Source organism: Desulfovibrio sp. 3_1_syn3 (assembly GCF_000145315.2).
GTDB classification, from domain to species: domain Bacteria; phylum Desulfobacterota; class Desulfovibrionia; order Desulfovibrionales; family Desulfovibrionaceae; genus Desulfovibrio; species Desulfovibrio fairfieldensis.
The window spans coordinates 255430-269810 of the sequence record NZ_ADDR02000001.1 but is presented as its reverse complement, the minus strand read 5'-3'; the positions used below and the strand labels follow the sequence as shown (position 1 = coordinate 269810).

The window sequence follows — 14381 nt, the reverse complement described above, 5'->3', positions numbered from 1 at the left end:
GCGCGGCTTCCGTCAATAAAAGCGGCCGCAACGACAGTGCGTTGCGGCCGACAAAAGAGCTGGGGAACAGGGCTGATCAGCTTTCCTGCTTGACCTTGGACTTGGTCATGGCCAGGCCGATGCCCTCAAAGAGCTCGAAGATGGAGAAACCGTACCAGAGGGTGTACAGCACGTAGAAGAGCAGCATGCCGCTCATCAGCCAGACGTGCTCGGAAACCTTGGCCGGAGCCACGCTATAGAAGTTATTGCCCGGTTCCACGGCGCGGCGCAGGACGTGATCCACCACCTGGGCCTCCCCGAACAGGCGCTGCTTCTGGAGTTCCTTGATGCTCGGCGACAGCAGGTACCACCAGGCGGCCGCGACTTTGAGGGCCGGTTCGCCGCCGTATTTCTGGCTCACGGCGTCGGCGTTGTTGTGGTACAGCGCGTCCGCGTCGTCCGTGGCGGAAGTCAGGATCAGGCCCAGGTCGCCCTTGAAGCTCACCTTGCCGCCGTCGGCCACGGCCTCGGTGGCGCCGGACTTTTGCAGCAGGGCTACGGCCAGGGGGGCCAGGGCGGCTTTTTTCATGGTCACCGTCATCTGGACCATCTTGCCGTCCACGCTCTTGACGCTCTCGCGCACGCCGGGAATGAAGTAGGACGAACCCTTGGAGAGTTCGTTAAAGACATTGTCCGCGTATTGCAGGCCGGTCAGATGATTGCCGTTCTCGTCACGCATGATGGGCGTGAGCAGCACGGCGAAAAGCACAAGGAAAGAGATCAGCAACAGGCTGCCCCGGATAAAGGGGCCTTTTTCGTGAATAAGCATTATCAGGCCTCCCCTCTGAGTTTGCCGAGATTAAGGAAGAATTTGCTGAAGACCCAGATGCCGAAAAAGGCCACCACAACCCAGAAGACCACATTGCCCACGTCCTGGATGATGTTGCACACACTGGGCGACCAGTGGAGCACCTCCATCTCCACAAGCTTTTTGGGCAGCGTGGCCGCGCGGTTGATGAAACCGGCAATGATCGAAATGGCGTAAAAGCCCCGGATATGGATGCCCTTGACCACCTTGGTGGTCAGCGCGCCGACCTGGATGCCCAGCAGCGAGCCCAGCAGCATGCCGATGGCCAGGGTGTAGAACACGTAGCCGTAAATGGCGTACTGGCCCACGGCGGCGAAACCGGCGGTGAAGATGATCTGCAGAATGTCCGTGCCCACCGTGGTCATGGAGGACACGCCGAAAATGTAGACGAACATGGGGAAGGTCACGAAACCGCCGCCCACGCCCATGATGGCGGCCAGCAGGCCCACCACCATGCCGCCGGCGGCCACGATCCAGCCGGAGATGCGCCGCCCGCCGGGCACCAGATCCTCGTCGAAGGAGATCATGGGCGGCACGGTCAGGCTCTGCATTCTGACGGACAGGCTGGTCAGGCCCGCGCTGCCGCCGTGGGCGCTCTGGCTGGCCGCTTTGCTGCCGCCGCGCGTGGCTTTCAGAAAGTCGAACAGGGCGTAGAAGCCCAGGAAGCCCAGCAGCACGGCGTAAATGGTGCTGATGAACAGCTCGGAGAGCAGGGGATCGGCGTTGTACAGGCCTTTGTTGATGGCGCCGCCGATGAATGTGCCCACAATGGAACCCACCAGGAAGGCGATGGCCAGTTTGGCCGAGACGTTGCCCAGCTTTTTGTGCACCGTGGTGCCCATGATGGCCTTGGCGAAAATGTGAAACAGGTCCGTGCCCACGGCCAGAATGCCCTTAACGCCCACGGCCATCAGGGCCGGGGTGATGATGAAGCCGCCGCCCGCGCCGATACAGCCGGTGATCAGGCCCGCGGCCAGACCCACGGCGATGGAGGCCAGAAAGATGGTGGTGGTGTAAAAGGCCGGAGCATACGCGCTCTTGCCGCCGAGCATCTCGTGGTACTCGTAGGCTTCAGCCAGGCAACCGGCCAGAATGGGTACGGCCAGCGCCAGCAGAATGAGCAGTTTTTTGCGGTTTCTGAGAATGGAGGTTGAAACCTCCAAATCCCATTTGGCGTATGCCTGTGAACCGCTCAATAGAAAATCATACACTTGCCTGCCAAAACTCATACGCTCCTCCCGTGCGATTGTGGCCGGTGGGCGGCCGGGGATATGGGCACAGACAACAGGGCCGCGCGGAACGGAAAAACAGCGCCGCCTCAAGCGCGTGTTTTTGAGTTTCTCATGCCATAACTATTTAAAATTATTAAAAATAATACAAAAAAGAACGGCATGGATTGGTCCGCACAACTTCCGATTAGCAGATTTTTTTTATCTTGTAAAAGAAATTTGTCACGAGCGCGATAAACAAGGCCGTTGCCGGGCGGACGCGGGCCGGGCCCGGAAACGCGAAAAACCGCCGGGACAAAAGGCCCGGCGGTTTTTCGCAAGCGTTTGCCGCGTTGAAACCGGCGTAGCTATTTTTTGTTCAGGCCCTGGCTTTTGCCGAAGATTATCAGCTCCATCCAATCCAGACCGAACTCCAGAGCGGCCACGTCGCCGGCCGGGCTGTCCTCCATGATGGCGGCCCGGCGCGCAGCGTCAATGTCCACATGTTCAAAAATGCGCATATGGGTGATGAGCTCGCGGAATTTGTCCAACTGGTAGAGGCAGAGCACGCTCATGGTCGCCAGGCGCGCTTCCAGCGGCTTGCCGGTGGCCCGCACCAGGGCCATGAGCCGCATGTAGCGATCGTTGGCCGCGTTGTATTCCGAAAGGCTCTGGTCCTCGAACCACTGGCGCGCCGTGCGCTGCGTGCCCTGGTCAAAGCCGTGGCAATGGGGCTCGCGCACCACGAAAAAGCGTTCGGCCACCCCGTTCTCGGCCATCTTGGTGCCGCGCCCCAGCGGGTAGCAGCGGCAGGCGCCGGGCCGGTCCTCATAGACCGAACAGCCCGCCGGGCCCACAAAGGGGCAGGGCTCGCCGGGGCCCTGGAGCATGCGCAGCATGGGCAGGGGAAAGCCCGTGTCCGGAAAGGAGCGCATGATGGCGAAGGTATTCAGGAATTCCTCACTGGTAATGCCCATGTGGCGGCGCAGGCGCAGTACGTCATAAGGCGTGAGCGGCAGGGTCAGCTCCGCGCAGCAGCGGTTGAAGCAGGGCACCTGTGGATTGCAGTCAAAACAGAAGGTCTCGTCCGCCTGGAGCTCGGGCAGGCTTTCCAGAAGTTCGCGGCTTTCATCGGTCTCCATGAAATCTCCTTTGCGCGCTCAAGGCGGGCGCATCTTCTTCGCAGTGTCCGGCATTGCGTCCGGCGGGATTTTCCGGAAAAACCGGCTTTGCTTCAGGCGTGGGCCGGGCAAAAAGGCATAGCGTTAACAGTCTCTGGAGCAGATTGACGTTGAGAAGTGATTTTACCCTAGATGACCTTGTTCAACGCGTATTCAATAATGCCCTCGGCCCCGGCTTCGCGCAGGCGCGGGATGAGATCGCGCACAATACCGATCTCCACCACTGTTTCCACGGACAGCCAGCGCCCGTCGCGCAGAGGCGATACCGTGGGCGAATTGAGCGAGGGCAGCATTTCCAGGATGGCGTCCAGATGGGCCGCGGGGGCGTTCATCTTGATGGCCACCAGGTTTTCGGCGCGCAGCGCGCCCTGCAAAAGCAGGGTGAGCTGTTCGATCTTGGCCCGCTTGCGCGGGTCCGCCCAGGCCTCCTTGTTGGCAATGAGCACCGGGTAGGAGACCATGACCTCGTCGATGATTCTGAGCCCGTGCGCGCGGATGGTGGTGCCGGTCTCGGTCACTTCCACAATGCCGTCGGCCAGTCCTTCCACCACCTTGGCCTCGGTGGCCCCCCAGGAGTAGAAGACATCCACATCCACGCCCGCTTTGGCGAAATAACGGCGGGTCAGGCCTTCCAGCTCCGTGGCGATGCGTTTTCCGGCCAGGTCGGCGGCGCGGGTATAGGGCGAATCCCCGGCCACGGCCAGCACCCAGCGGCAGGGCCGGTTGGAGGTTTTGGAATAGACCAGGTCCGCGATGCGCGCCACCTTGTCCTCATGCCCGCGCTCGGACAGCCAGTCCAGGCCGGTAATGCCCACATCCAGCACCCCGGCTTCGATATAGCCGCCGATTTCCTGCACGCGGCAGAGCGAGGCCGCGATTTCCGGATCGTTGATGTCCGGGAAATAGTTGCGGGTGTGCTTGCGGATTTTCCAGCCCGCGCGTTCGAAAAGATTGATGGTGGCTTCTTCCAGCGAGCCCTTGGGCACGCCCAGTTTGATGATCGGCTGCGTCTGCGCGCTCATGAGGATTTCCTTTCTCCGCCGTAAACTTTTTGGGGATCGAACACCTGGGGCGAACAGACGGTCACGGCTCCGTCCTCCCATTCCCGGTAAAAGCAGGAGCGCCGCCCGCTGTGGCAGGCCGCGCCGCCCACCTGCTCGATGAGCAGCAGCACGGTGTCGCTGTCGCAGTCCAGACGCAGGGAGCGCACCTTCTGGACATGGCCGGACGTGCCGCCCTTGTGCCAGAGTTCCTTGCGGCTGCGGCTCCAGTAGTGAGCCTCGCCGGTCTCCAAGGTCTTGCGCCAGGCCTCCTCGTTCATATAGGCCAGCATGAGCACCTCGCCCGTGGCCTGGTCCTGGGCGATGGCGGGCACAAGGCCCTTGCTGAAGTCGGGCGCGAAGTCAGCCGGGGCATTTTCCCCGTGCCGGCAAGACTGCTGACTGGACATGGATGTTCTCCTTGGAGCATGTAACACTTGAGATGCTCGTTCACGACGGCAAAGCCCGTCCGCTCGCGTTTCGCGGCGAGGATTTGCGGACAAATCCTTGCGGAGCGGCTACGGCACATAATGTGCCCACCCGCGCGGCGGGCTGAATTTATCCGCAATCGACGGCGGAGGCAAGCCGCGCGTCTTATTCGCGCGCCTCTCCTCCCCGGCGGGGATGCGCCCTTTTGCCGTCCGCATGGTGAACCTTGCGGAAAAGTGTGGTTTATGGCATTATAACTTGTTGACAATATCTTTATACTAAGGCGGTTTTATTCCGCCGGGATGACATATGTCAGAAGATCTCTCCGATACCACAATGCCCGACGCGGACGTTTCCGCCCCGGAACCGGCGGAAGACGCCGCTCCCCTCGCCACGGAGGAACTCTCCGTCAGTGAGCCGGAAAACGCCCTGCCCAAAGTCGGCCTGGCCGACCTGCCTGAAGCCATGCACGCGGCTTGTGCCCGCGCGGGCTGGCAGAGCCTGATGCCGGTGCAATCCCTGGCTTTGCCCTATCTGCTGGAAGGGCGGGACATCATGGTCCAGTCACGCACGGGCAGCGGCAAGACCGGCTGCTATCTGCTGCCCATGCTGCCCCGCCTGGATCCGGAACTCAAGGCCCCGCAGGCCCTGGTGCTCGCTCCCACGCGTGAGCTGGCCGTGCAGGTGGAACGCGAGGCCGCCGTGATTTTCGCGGATACCGGCATCCGGACCGTGGCCGTGTACGGCGGCGTGGGCTACAAAAAACAGATGGACGCCCTGCGCGAGGGGGCCCAGGTCATTGTGGGCACGCCGGGCCGCGTGCTGGACCACCTGCTGCGCCGCACGCTGGACCTCAAGGACTTGCGTGTGCTGGTCTTTGACGAGGCCGACCGCATGCTGTCCATCGGTTTTTACCCGGACATGAAGGAAGTGCAGCGCTATCTGCCCAAAAAGCGCATCCACACCTGCCTGTTTTCCGCCACGTATCCGCCGCACGTGCTCAAGCTGGCCGCCGAGTTCATGTCGGAACCGGCCCTGCTTTCCCTGTCCCAGAAAGAGGTCCATGTGGCCGAGGTCCAGCACCTCTTCTGCGAGGTCAAGCCAATGGACAAGGACAGGGCCCTGGTACGCCTGCTGGAAACGGAAAATCCGGCTTCAGCCATTATTTTCTGCAACACCAAGGCCAATGTGCACTATGTGACCGGCGTGCTCCAGGGCTTCGGCTACAGCGCCGACGAGCTTTCGGCGGATCTTTCGCAGAACAGGCGCGAGGCCGTGCTGGACAAAATCCGCAAGGGCCGCCTGCAATATCTGGTGGCTACGGACGTGGCCGCGCGGGGCATTGATATTCCGGCCCTGTCGCACGTCTTTCTTTATGAGCCGCCGGAGGACCATGAAAGCTACATCCACCGCGCCGGGCGCACGGGGCGCGCCGGGGCCGCGGGTACGGTGATTTCCCTGGTGGACGTGATGCAGCGCATGGAGCTGGAGCGCATCGCCAAGCATTACAAGATCGGGCTCATGGAACTGCCCCTGCCCACGGACGAAGACGTGGCCAAGGTGGCGGGCACGCGCCTGACCGCCATTCTGGAGGCGCGCTTCCGCACGCTCACCGGCCTGGAACGCGTGCGCGTGGCCCGCTACGCGGCCCTGGCGCGCGAACTCGCCCAACAGAGCGAGGAAGAGGACGACGTCCAGCTGCTGGCCATGCTGCTGGACGCCTGCCATCAGCAGAGCCTGCACGAAAACCGCTTTCCCGACAGCGAGCCCGTGCCCGCCAGGCGAAAGAATGATGCCGGGGATGCCCCGCGTTCCCGCGTCGATGCCGCCGGCCGCAGTGAGGCCGAGCCGCATGACGGCAGCCGCAAACGCCGTCGGCGTTCGCCGCGCAGGCGCAAGGACGGCGGCGACAGCGACGCCGGGGCGGAAAGCTGAACGGAAGGCCTATGCAAAACGTTGCGGAAGTGTTTGACGACAAGAGCGTTGTGCAGGAGGCTCTGGAGAATTTCGCGGCCCTGTTGGAGGACGCTGACTTCACGGCCGAGCTGGAGCTCATGGGCATCGGCCGCATGCAGTTCATGCGCCGCCGCCAGATGCTGGTGGAATGGCGCGGCCTGTACATGGCCCTCTGGCGTCTGGCCCTGTCCAGTTCCTTCCCGCAGGATGCGGAGCATATTTTCGCCACGTTTTTGCATGCCTACCGTATTGCCCATCCGGACAAGCTCAGCGCCCGGATCATGGAGCGAGCCCAGCAGTACTGGGGCATGCTTCAGCCCAAGGGCGACGCGGATTTCAGCGATGTGGCCCGGCATCTGGGCTCTTTTTCCGTGCAGGATGAAAAGCAGGCCCGCAGCCTGACCCTCAGGCTGGTGCTGCATATTCGCAGGGCGTACAAAATTATTTTCGACAGATTGATTTAGGGGCAGTTTCTAAATTGTCCTTTCCCCCTCTGCCAGCGTCAGGCTCGCCCAGTGCGAAGGTCGAATATGTTTGAATATACTCCCTCCGCCCAAGACTCGCCTTCCTTGGCAGAGAACGAAAATCTTCATTTAGAAACTGCCCCTAGAGCCCGTTTTCCCGACAGATGGATTTTGCCCCCTGGACTGCGTCAACGGCCGATTACGGGCCAGGGCTGTACCGTAAGAGTACTATCCCCGGCCCGTAATCGGCCGTTTTCTTGCCAGGGAACAAAATCCATCTGTCGGGAAAACGGGCTCTGCTCCCGGGAGACTCGTTCCCTTCCTCACAACGCTCGGAACTGACGCGACCTATGCAACTTGTACATTCCGTGGACGGCCTGGGCTCCCTGACGGGCGCCAGCGTCACCATCGGCAACTTCGACGGCGTGCATAAAGGCCACCAAGCCCTGATCCGCCGCACTCTGGATGTCTGCCGCCAGGATGATCTGGCCTGCGTGCTGGTGACTTTCTGGCCGCACCCGCGTCTGGTCGTCTCCCCGCACAAGCCCCACGCCCCGCTGACCAGCCGGGAACGGCGGCTGGAACTGCTGGCGGGCCTGGGTGTGGAGCACGTGCTGGAGCTGCCTTTCACCCAGGAACTGGCCGCCCTGACGCCCGAGGAATTCGTGCGCCGCTATCTGCTGCCCATGCATCTGCGCCGTCTGGTGGTGGGTTATGATTTTTCCCTGGGCCGGGGCCGCAGCGGCCATGCCGAAGTGTTACGGAGCCTGGGCGCGGACTGGGGCTTTGCGGTGGAACAGTTGCCGCCGGTCATTGTGGACGACGCGGTGGTCAGTTCCACCCGTCTGCGCGACCTGATCAGCCGGGGCGACGTCTGGCAGGCCGCGCGCCTGCTGGGGCGCTGCTACGGCTTTTCCGGCGAAGTGGTGCACGGCGAGGGGCGCGGCGGCGGCCTGGGTTTTCCCACGGCCAACCTGCTGCCGCCGGAAACCCTGCTGCCCGCCGAAGGCGTCTACGCCGCCCGCGTGCGTCTGGACGAAACCTGGCATCAGGCCGTGACCAATGTGGGGCGCAAGCCCACCTTCGGGGGCCGGGACGTGACTGTGGAAAGTTTTCTGCTGGATACCTCGGCCGATCTGTACGGACGGCGCGTGCGCCTGGAGTTCGTGGCCCGGCTGCGCGGCGAGCGCCGCTTCGCCTCGGTGGAGGAGCTCACCCGCCGGATCGGCGAGGACGTGGCCGAAGCCCGACGGATTCTGGAGAAGGCCGATTAATGGTCTTTTTGCCCTTTGCCCGCAGTTCGCCGTGCTTTGGCCGTTGTGGCGCAGGCTCCAAGCGTTGTGCGGAGAACAAAAATTTTCAGTAATCAGCATTCCCCCAAATCAGGAAGACGCCTGACGGGAGGCGCGGCATGATTCTCGCTGACGTGCATAATCACACCCTCATCTCCCACGGAGAGGCCTCGGCAGCGCAAATGTACGAGGCCGCGCGGCGTCTGGGGCTGGACTGGTACGGCTTTTCCGAGCATTCGCCCCTGCCGCCGGGTTATGCCTGCCCGCTGTATCATGGCGACCTGGCCGGGGATTTTCCGGGCTATGTCGACGAAGTACTGGCCTTGCGGGAGCTTTTCCACCTGCCGGGAGCCCCGCGCGTACTGCTGGGCATGGAGCTGGACTGGATCCCCTCGCGCATGTCCTATATGCGGGAGCTGGCGGCGCGCTGGCCTTTTGACTACGTGATCGGCGGTCTGCACTTTCTGGGCATGCTGGCTGTGGGGTCACCCAAAAACTGGGGCCGGGGTGAGAGCGAGGAGGAACGTTACAGGCGTTTCGCGGCCTATTACCGGGAGATGACGGCCATGGTCCGCAGCGGCCTGATGAACATCGTGGCTCACCCGGACTTCATCAAGGTGCGCTGCTGGGAGAGCTTCCACGCCTGGCTGGCCGTGCCGGGCAGCCTGGACCTGATCCGCGAAACCCTGGCCGCCATGCGTGAAACCGGCGTGGCCCTGGAAGTGTCCTCGGCGGGTCTGCGCAAGGACTTCGCCGAACCCTATCCGGCCCCGCCCATTATGCGCCTGGCCGCCGAACTGGGCGTGAACATCAGCTTCGGTTCGGACGCTCATGCCACGGCGGACGTGGCCTTCGGCTTCGACCGACTGGCGGCGTACGCCCGTTCTTTCGGCTATGCGCAAAGCGTGATTTTTGTGGACCGCAAGCCGCGTTTTCTGCCTTTTTGAGCCGAGAGCAGCTCGCCTTTGAAACTCCCATGTTCCAAAGGGTTCATTCCGGCAAAATCCCGTTTATCGCTGCTGTCGATCCCCGTGCGGCCCCGTTATCGTCTACGGGGACAGCCCTTCGGGCTGCCGCCGGTCGTTTTGCCGCAATCCACGCCGCGTTGCTCTTGATGCCTGAACGCCCTTTGGGCTGCAAGCACGGCCCTACGGGCCGCCCGTCGGGTCGGTCTTCGCGGCGCGCCTCACCGTGTTCGGCGTTAGGCATTTCAAAGTTGAAATGCTCTAGGGCCTGTTAACACTATTTCAGAGCTATAACAATTAACGCAAAGACGACAAAGGCCAGGAACATGACATCGAGCTTATCGAAGCGAGTAAAAACACGGCGGAAGCCTTTGAGCCTCCTGAAAAGCCGTTCTACCTCATTACGTCTTTTGTATAGCTCTTTGTCATACTCCCACGGTTTCAGTCGGTTGGGATTGGGCGGCACCACCGGAGTGAAGCCCAACTCACGTCCCAAGCGAGTCGTTTCATTACCCTCATATGCGCCATCCATAAGCAAGCTGCACGGCGCTGGCATCGGCCCCAACTGGACAAGCAGCCTGCGCCCCTCGGGGGCATCGCCGGCGTTGCCGGGAGTGAGGCTGAAATTCAACGCGCATTCAGCATTCGCGGCAACCATATAAAGCTTGGTCGTCCAGCCGCCTCTGGACTTTCCGATGGACTGCGGACCTGTTTTTTTAAGGCCCCTGTTCCATCGGGATGAACCTTACCAATAGTACTGTCGAGAGAAACTGCTTCTATTTTAAGGCGGAGTATCTGCTCTTGTTGAAGGCGTTCAAATATACGGTCAAGAACTCCGTTCTTGCTCCAGCGGTTCATGCGCGTGTAGATGCTGTGCCAACAGCCAAAATTTTTCGGCAGTCCACGCCATTTACACCCATGCTCCGCAACGTACAGAATCGCATTCAACACCTGGAGATTGTCAAAATGGACATTACCTCTTTGGCGCGGGAAGCAGTCAGCGATTCTCTCATATTGTTCGCGAGTAATTTGCATAAGACATTCTTACGGAATACTCGCTCTTTGTCAAATAGTGTTAACGGGCCCTAGGGGTTCCCGCTTCGTTGCCGTTTTGGCCGCCGGCGCGGGCAGGGGCCGGGTGGCCTGCGCGGCCCCCCAGGCCCCTTGCAACCCCTTCCCCCCGCGTGGCCTACGAGGGCAGCGCGGCCTGTGCTGCGGGAGCTTCCTTCGCTACGCTCAGGTGATCTCCCTCCGCGCCGCGCCATTGCGTTACGGCTACAGCGGGGCAGGGGAGGCATGGGGGCGGCCCAAACGCCGGGAGGCGTAAAACCACTGTGGCCGCAGGGTTCGGAATACCTCATCACATACGACAAGCCCACTAAAACAATTATCTTTAGAAAGGTAACCTGCTATAAATACAAAATAACTCTGTCTACGGACGGAGAACGGAATGACCCTGACGCCGCGCCGCGCGTGTTGACCCTCCCCCGCCGCCGGAGATATATGCTGCGGCATGCCTATTGAAAAAAATCATCGCCGCCTGCTGCTGGCCGTCTGTACGGCGCTGTTCTTCATGCCGTTCATGATGGCCGGGGTCAACGCCGTTCTGCCGCCCCTGGGCGAGAGCCTGCGGGCCAGCGCCCGCCAGCTCGGCCTGGTGGGGGCCTTCTATTCCCTGGGGCTGGCGGTGTTCCAGCTGGCGTCGGGCAGCCTGGGCGACATCTGCGGCCGCCGCCGCGTCTTCCTCTGGGGCATGGGTGTCTTCGCCCTGGCCGGGGCTCTGCTCGGTTTTGTGGATTCCGCGCCGCTGTTTCTGGTTTTGCGCTTTGTGCAGGGCGTGGGCGGTGCCATGTTCAACGCCAGCGGCCTGGCCCTGCTGGCCTCGGCCGCGCCTCCGGGCCAACGCGCCAGCTATCTGGGCTTCAGCGGAGCGGCGGTCTATGCCGGTATTGCCTGCGGTCCGCCCGTGGCCGGATTCATCGCGGGCTGGCTGGGTTGGCGCTGGTTGTTCTGGGGCAATGCCCTGGCCGCCGCCGGGGCGTTTCTGCTCATGAAGTACTGCGTCAAGCTGGAATGGCGCACGGCCGAGGGCCAGCCCTTTGACTGGTGGGGGTGCATCATTTACGGCTGCGCCATGGCCGCCCTGACCTTCGGCGCGTCGGAACTGGCGGAAAGCCCGGTTCTGGCCTGGGGCCTGCTGGCGTCCTTCGCGCTTCTGCTGGCCGGATTCTGCCTGCTGGAGCTGAAAAGCCGCTATCCTCTGCTGGACATCCGCCTGCTGGCCCGCAACCGGGTCTTCGCCCTGTCCTCGCTGGCGGCCTTTGTCAATTACAGCTCCTTTTTCGGCATGCTGTTTTTTTTCAGCCTCTATCTGCAGGTGGGGCGCGGCATGAGCGTGCAGGAGGCCGGTTTCTTCCTGGCGCTGCAATCCGTGGTGCAGGCCCTGACCACGCCGCTGGCCGCGCGCCTCTGCAATGCCTGGAATCCCGGCTATGTCAGCGCCGTGGGCGTGGCTCTGTGCGGCCTGGGGCTCACGGCGGCGGCCTTCCTGCAACTGGACTCGCCCCTGAGTCTGCTGCTGGGGGCGCAATGCCTGCTGGGCGTGGGCATCAGCCTGTTCGCCCTGCCCAACACCACCATCATTCTGGAAAGCGCCGGGCCGGACCACGTGGGCCAGGCCTCCGGGCTCACCGGGGCCGTGCGCACCGGCGGCCAGCTCTGCAATATGGTGGTCATCACCCTGACCCTGAGTCTTTTTCTGGGCCAGGAGGCCGTGAGCATAGCCAATATCGACGGTTTTCTGCGCAGCATGCGCACGGACCTGATCATTTTCGGCCTGCTCAATCTGCTGGCCGTGGGTTTTGTCCTGGCGCGCAACCGGCAATAAGGCGGGGAGGATGCCCGCCGGTCGCGCCGGGAAACCGTCCTGTACCGCCAGGGCCTGCCGGCATCAGCGGATGCCGACAGACCCTGGCCGCAACCGGCAGGAGTCGCTATGCCTTCATCAACAGAGACCGGCGGGCCGGACCTGCGTATCGGCATTTTTTTCGACGGTACGGGCAATCATAAGGATCTGCGCGCAACCACGGCCCGGCCCACCAATATCGCCGCCTTGTACGATCTTTATGCCACGGACGGGCAAAGCGTGTTCGCGGCCTATGTGCCGGGCATCGGCGTGTATGATTCCGCGGGCAATCTGCGCGGCGATCCCCTCTCTCTGGCCACGGGACTGGGCAAGTCCGGCGGCTATGCCCGCATGGCCGACGCGGCGGAAGGCCTGCTGGCGGTCTTTCAGCGGGTCTGGCCTTTCCCGCCCGCGCGGATCGTGCTGGATGTCTTCGGTTTCAGCCGGGGCGCGGCCCTGGCCCGGCACTTCGTCAACGCGGTGTTGCTGGCCGGTCTGCCGGACCCCCGCCGCCCCATGGACGCAAGCGCGGTGCCCCGTCCCATCCGTCCCAACCTTCGGGTCATCCGGAACCAGGGCTACGGTCGTCTGGACTGCCCGCTGGAGATCGGTTTTCTGGGCCTGTTCGATACTGTGGGGTCCTTCGGCCTGCCCGGCAATGCCGACGAAGGCGATTTCGACGTGACCCTGGGACCGGAAATCGTGGCCCGGACCCTGCACCTGACCGCCGCCAACGAGTACCGCCGGAATTTTCCCCTGCGTTCCATTTACGACGGCGCGCCCAATACCGGCAATGAGGCGGCCTGCCCCGGCGCGCACGGGGATGTGAGCGGGGGCTATGCGCCGCCCGGCGCGGCAAATCCGGAACATATCCTTGTGGGCGCGGCGGAGGTCAGCGCCCGACGCGGCGGCGGATCCACCGTGTATGTCTTTCCGGACACGCCCCCGGAACTGGAAGCCCTGTTCCGGCGCATACTGGCTCCCTGGCCCGGCAGGTCCCCGGCCGCTCTGGCCCGGGAGGCCCTGGATAAGCACGGCTTGGTGCTGCGCCGCGCTCCGCAGGTGGCCAGTGAGGGCGACGAGATATTGCGGGTGCGGTTTTTCGTGCCCAAGCGCACGCGGGAGACGCTCGGCCTCGTGCCGTTGCGCCGCATGCGGGACAGTGCCGCGCGCCACGGCGTGCCCTTCCGGGAGCTTGACCCGGAGCGGGAGGGGGAAGCCTCGCGGGTTGCGGCGGCGCGGGCGGGAGACCCCCTTGCTTTCTGGCGGGACTATATCCATCTTTCCGCCGTGGCGGACACCCGCTACAGCCGCTGTTTCAGCCTGTCCGCCGACGGGCGGGTGATATTGCGGCCCGGCCTGACGGAGGCGGATCTGCCCAAAACACGACATATCGTGGACGGCATTTTTCTTGTGGACGGTCCGGCGGCAAGCGGCAGGCGGGTCATCTTCGATAACGGACGAAAAAAGTAAGAAATTTAATTCAATGTATTTCCATAGGTTATCTGAAAAAAATGGCGTTATGACGCCAAAAAGCGTAAAAAAGTCTAAAGTTTCACGGTGGAAGGCCGAAAACACCAACAGGGACGGAAAATATCATGGCCGATACGACCACCGCGCAAATGCGCATCATGCTGCAAGGCTATGAGCAGCAATTGCTGGCGGCCCGTCGGCTGGCCCGTTTCCGCGTGCGGCGGCGTCTGGCCGAAGGGCTGGAGCCGCGGGACCCCGACCCGTCCGTCAAACGCCGCGCCTATGTGGAAAAAGTGGCGCAGGAATTGTTTGACAGCCTGATCTTCACCGGCAGCGACAATCCCGTGGTGGAGGAAATCCGCCGGGAACTGGGCAAGGCCGTGGGACAGGAGGTGCAGTTCACCTACCCGCCGGGCGGCAGGCTCTGCATCGTGGGCCAGGGCCCCGAGGGGCCGCGTCCCCTGAGTGAAGAGGAACAGCGCCGCACGCGGCATGTTCTCTGGCGCATCACGCGCCAAAAGGTTGACCAGAGCATGTTGGAAAAGCCGTCCGGGCAATAGGGGGACATGCGCCCCGTGCCGGACGCGAGCGGGGCCGGCGTCGAGAAGCTGTGAGGCGTAA

Annotated in this window: 13 protein-coding genes; 7 read left to right on the top strand and 6 right to left on the bottom strand. The window is 62.8% G+C overall.

Annotation, left to right across the window (positions count from 1 at the left end; all coding sequences use genetic code 11):
• Nucleotides 1–76: 76 nt before the first annotated feature.
• From HMPREF0326_RS01085 to hisI, 5 genes are all read right to left on the bottom strand, one after another.
• Entirely contained in the window at nt 77–808 is a 732-nt protein-coding gene (locus tag HMPREF0326_RS01085; protein ID WP_008682087.1) for a hypothetical protein, read from the bottom strand.
• Between the two features lie 2 nt (nt 809–810).
• On the bottom strand, nt 811–2076 hold the full coding sequence (locus HMPREF0326_RS01080; RefSeq protein WP_008682084.1) for a sulfite exporter TauE/SafE family protein: 1266 nt from the start codon (nt 2074–2076) through the stop codon (nt 811–813).
• Between the two features lie 347 nt (nt 2077–2423).
• Entirely contained in the window at nt 2424–3197 is a 774-nt protein-coding gene (locus tag HMPREF0326_RS01075) for a YkgJ family cysteine cluster protein (protein WP_008682082.1), read from the bottom strand.
• 167 nt (nt 3198–3364) lie between these two features.
• Complete coding sequence (gene hisG, locus HMPREF0326_RS01070; RefSeq protein ID WP_008682080.1) at nt 3365–4258, bottom strand: ATP phosphoribosyltransferase; 894 nt, start codon at nt 4256–4258, stop codon at nt 3365–3367.
• A complete protein-coding gene (gene hisI, locus HMPREF0326_RS01065) occupies nt 4255–4686 on the bottom strand; it encodes a phosphoribosyl-AMP cyclohydrolase (protein WP_008682078.1) in 432 nt (143 codons plus the stop codon). The genes hisG and hisI overlap by 4 nt, the downstream gene beginning before the upstream one ends.
• Nucleotides 4687–5014: 328 nt before the next feature.
• Between hisI and HMPREF0326_RS01060 the strand changes: the two genes are divergently transcribed.
• The 4 genes from HMPREF0326_RS01060 to HMPREF0326_RS01045 all read left to right on the top strand — a co-directional run bounded on the left by HMPREF0326_RS01060 (nt 5015) and on the right by HMPREF0326_RS01045 (nt 9364).
• Nucleotides 5015–6640 (top strand): DEAD/DEAH box helicase, encoded by a 1626-nt coding sequence (locus tag HMPREF0326_RS01060; protein ID WP_008682076.1) that lies wholly within the window; start codon nt 5015–5017, stop codon nt 6638–6640.
• Nucleotides 6641–6651: 11 nt separating this feature from the next.
• Complete coding sequence (locus tag HMPREF0326_RS01055; RefSeq protein WP_009302759.1) at nt 6652–7125, top strand: hypothetical protein; 474 nt, start codon at nt 6652–6654, stop codon at nt 7123–7125.
• 350 nt (nt 7126–7475) lie between these two features.
• Nucleotides 7476–8399 (top strand): bifunctional riboflavin kinase/FAD synthetase, encoded by a 924-nt coding sequence (locus HMPREF0326_RS01050; RefSeq protein WP_020990123.1) that lies wholly within the window; start codon nt 7476–7478, stop codon nt 8397–8399.
• A gap of 137 nt (nt 8400–8536) precedes the next feature.
• Nucleotides 8537–9364 carry a histidinol-phosphatase gene (locus tag HMPREF0326_RS01045; RefSeq protein WP_008682071.1) on the top strand — a complete coding sequence of 276 codons (828 nt, stop codon included), beginning with the start codon at nt 8537–8539 and terminating at the stop codon, nt 9362–9364.
• A gap of 295 nt (nt 9365–9659) precedes the next feature.
• Here the strand turns inward: HMPREF0326_RS01045 and HMPREF0326_RS16525 are convergent.
• Nucleotides 9660–10417, bottom strand: a protein-coding gene (locus HMPREF0326_RS16525; RefSeq protein ID WP_147568360.1) for an IS5 family transposase whose coding sequence is annotated in 2 segments (ribosomal slippage) — nt 9660–10093 and nt 10093–10417 — 759 coding nt in all. Because the reading frame shifts where the segments join, the coding sequence is not laid out codon by codon here.
• A gap of 478 nt (nt 10418–10895) precedes the next feature.
• Here HMPREF0326_RS16525 and HMPREF0326_RS01035 point away from each other — a divergent pair.
• The 3 genes from HMPREF0326_RS01035 (at nt 10896) to HMPREF0326_RS01025 (ending at nt 14320) form a co-directional block, all read left to right on the top strand.
• Nucleotides 10896–12269, top strand: a complete 1374-nt coding sequence (locus HMPREF0326_RS01035; RefSeq protein WP_008682065.1) for an MFS transporter — start codon at nt 10896–10898, stop codon at nt 12267–12269.
• Between the two features lie 108 nt (nt 12270–12377).
• The gene (locus HMPREF0326_RS01030; protein ID WP_008682062.1) at nt 12378–13760 is read left to right on the top strand and encodes a phospholipase effector Tle1 domain-containing protein; all 1383 of its coding nucleotides are present in this window, start codon (nt 12378–12380) and stop codon (nt 13758–13760) included.
• Between the two features lie 125 nt (nt 13761–13885).
• On the top strand, nt 13886–14320 hold the full coding sequence (locus HMPREF0326_RS01025; RefSeq protein ID WP_008682061.1) for a DVU0524 family FlgM-associated protein: 435 nt from the start codon (nt 13886–13888) through the stop codon (nt 14318–14320).
• Nucleotides 14321–14381 lie beyond the last annotated feature (61 nt).

Bases quoted from the DNA above. Each gene is read 5' to 3' on its own strand.
- HMPREF0326_RS01085 (WP_008682087.1), bottom strand. From the start codon at position 808: ATGCTTATTCACGAAAAAGGCCCCTTTATCCGGGGCAGCCTGTTGCTG.
- HMPREF0326_RS01080 (WP_008682084.1), bottom strand. From the start codon at position 2,076: ATGAGTTTTGGCAGGCAAGTGTATGATTTTCTATTGAGCGGTTCACAG.
- HMPREF0326_RS01075 (WP_008682082.1), bottom strand. From the start codon at position 3,197: ATGGAGACCGATGAAAGCCGCGAACTTCTGGAAAGCCTGCCCGAGCTC.
- hisG (WP_008682080.1), bottom strand. From the start codon at position 4,258: ATGAGCGCGCAGACGCAGCCGATCATCAAACTGGGCGTGCCCAAGGGC.
- hisI (WP_008682078.1), bottom strand. From the start codon at position 4,686: ATGTCCAGTCAGCAGTCTTGCCGGCACGGGGAAAATGCCCCGGCTGAC.
- HMPREF0326_RS01060 (WP_008682076.1), top strand. From the start codon at position 5,015: ATGTCAGAAGATCTCTCCGATACCACAATGCCCGACGCGGACGTTTCC.
- HMPREF0326_RS01055 (WP_009302759.1), top strand. From the start codon at position 6,652: ATGCAAAACGTTGCGGAAGTGTTTGACGACAAGAGCGTTGTGCAGGAG.
- HMPREF0326_RS01050 (WP_020990123.1), top strand. From the start codon at position 7,476: ATGCAACTTGTACATTCCGTGGACGGCCTGGGCTCCCTGACGGGCGCC.
- HMPREF0326_RS01045 (WP_008682071.1), top strand. From the start codon at position 8,537: ATGATTCTCGCTGACGTGCATAATCACACCCTCATCTCCCACGGAGAG.
- HMPREF0326_RS01035 (WP_008682065.1), top strand. From the start codon at position 10,896: ATGCCTATTGAAAAAAATCATCGCCGCCTGCTGCTGGCCGTCTGTACG.
- HMPREF0326_RS01030 (WP_008682062.1), top strand. From the start codon at position 12,378: ATGCCTTCATCAACAGAGACCGGCGGGCCGGACCTGCGTATCGGCATT.
- HMPREF0326_RS01025 (WP_008682061.1), top strand. From the start codon at position 13,886: ATGGCCGATACGACCACCGCGCAAATGCGCATCATGCTGCAAGGCTAT.